Source organism: Rhizobacter sp. P2_H2 (genome assembly GCF_056403375.1).
Window position 1 is genome coordinate 1 of the sequence record NZ_JBFUFP010000989.1, and the last position, 2026, is coordinate 2026.

At 67.7% G+C, this 2026-nt stretch carries 2 protein-coding genes; both read left to right on the top strand.

The features are described 5' to 3' along the window. Positions 1-154: 154 nt before the first annotated feature. Positions 155-1339 (top strand): efflux RND transporter periplasmic adaptor subunit, encoded by a 1185-nt coding sequence (locus AC1D15_RS29150; RefSeq protein WP_465111797.1) that lies wholly within the window; start codon positions 155-157, stop codon positions 1337-1339. Between the two features lie 33 nt (positions 1340-1372). Further along, on the top strand, positions 1373-2026 hold a 654-nt coding region (locus AC1D15_RS29155), incomplete at its 3' end, for an efflux RND transporter permease subunit (protein WP_477828766.1).

Genomic DNA, 2026 nt, shown 5'->3' on the forward strand with positions numbered 1-2026 from the left:
GTCATTCCGCAAAACGCTACTTTATAACTGATTCACAGACCAATACATTTGATGGTGCAACGCAGCATGGGGTATTTCCCGTGACTGTCGACTATTTCCATTTGTCTCTCTATTTCGGCTGGGGCCCTGTGCTCCGCTGTCCAGGATGACCCCCATGACCCTTCGTCCCACCCCTCTGATGTTCTCGACTGTCGCGCTGACGCTCGTGTCGGCTGCCCTGCTGTCGCTGGCCGGTTGCTCGCGCGGCGGCGAAGCGATGGCCGCCACGCCCGCCGGCGGGCCGCCGCCGGCCCCGCCGGTCAGCGTCGCCGTCGTCGTCTCGCGCAACGTCGTCGAGCAGCAGGATTTCTCCGGCCGCATCGAAGCGATCGAGTCGGCGCAGATCCGCGCCCGCGTGCCCGGCACGATCGACGCGGTGCAGTTCAAGCCCGGCGCGCTGGTCAAGAAGGGCGACGTGCTGTTCCAGATCGACCCGCGCAGCTACCAGGCCGAGGTGGCCAAGCTGGAGGCCGCGGTCGCCAGCTCCAAGGCCAAGGCCGATCTCGGCCGCACCGAACTCGAACGCTCGAAGCGCCTGATGGCCGACAACGCGATCGCCCAGCGCGATTTCGATGAGCGCGCCGCCAGCGCCCGCCAGCTCGAAGCCGGCGCGCAGGCCGACCAGGCCGCGCTCGCGGTCGCCAAGCTGAACCTCGAATACGCGGTCGTGCGTGCGCCGTTCGCCGGCCGCATCGGCAAGGCCGAGGTCACGGTGGGCAACCTGGTCGACAGCAGCGTCGTGCTGACCTCGCTGGTCTCGATCAGCCCGGTCTACGTGAGCTTCGACGGCGATGAATCCACCTTCCTGAGCATCGGCGGCGCCGCGCGCGAAGGCGGCAAGGGCGTCAAGGTGCGCACCGGCCTCACCAACGAGAGCGGTTTCCCGCACGAAGGCCGGCTCGACTTCATCGACAACCGCGTCGACCCGGCCTCCGGCACGGTGCGCATGCGCGCGGTGCTCGAGAACAAGGACGGCGCGCTGATCCCGGGCCTGTTCGCACGGGTGCAGGTCGGCGCCGACATCGGCGCACCGGCCGCGCTGCTGATCAACGACACCGCGATCGGTACCGACCAGAACCGCAAGTACGTCTACGTCATCAACGCCGAGAACAAGGCCGAGTACCGCGTCGTGCAACTCGGCCCGCTGGTCGACGGGCTGCGCGTCGCGCGTGCCGGGCTGAAGCCGGGCGAGCGCATCGTCGTCAACGGCCTGCAGCGCGTGCGCCCCGGTTCACCGGTGGCCCCCGAAGTCGTGGCGATGAATGCCGACGCGGCGGCCAGCGCGCCGGCTCGCCAGTAAACGGCTCGCCAGCAAGAAACATCGAGAGACCCCATGCGATTCTCAAAATTCTTCGTGGACAGGCCGATCTTCGCGGCCGTGTTGTCCATCCTGTTGTTCCTGGCCGGGTTGATCGCGATCTTCCGGCTGCCGATCTCGGAATACCCCGAGGTCGTGCCGCCGTCGGTCGTCGTCAGCGCGCGCTTCCCCGGCGCCAACCCGACGGTGATCGCCCAGACCGTGGCAGCCCCGCTCGAAGAGGCCATCAACGGCACCGAGAACATGCTGTACATGGCCTCGCAGGCCACCGGCGACGGCGGCATGAACCTGACCGTGACCTTCAAGGTCGGCACCAACGTCGAGCAGGCTGAAACGCAGGTGCAGAACCGCGTGCAGCGGGCCCTGGCGCGCCTGCCTGAAGAGGTGCGGCAGATCGGCGTGACCACCGTCAAGAGCTCGCCCAACATCACGATGGTGGTGCACTTGCTCTCGCCGAACTCGCGCTACGACGAGGTCTACCTGCGCAACTACGCGGTGCTCAACATCAAGGACCGGCTGGCCCGCGTGGCCGGCATGGGCCAGGTGCAGGTGTTCGGCGCCGGCGACTACTCGATGCGCATCTGGCTCGACCCGCAGAAGATCGCCGCGCGCGGCCTGACCGCGCCCGACGTGGTCGCCGCGATCCGCGAGCAGAACGTGCAGGTGGCC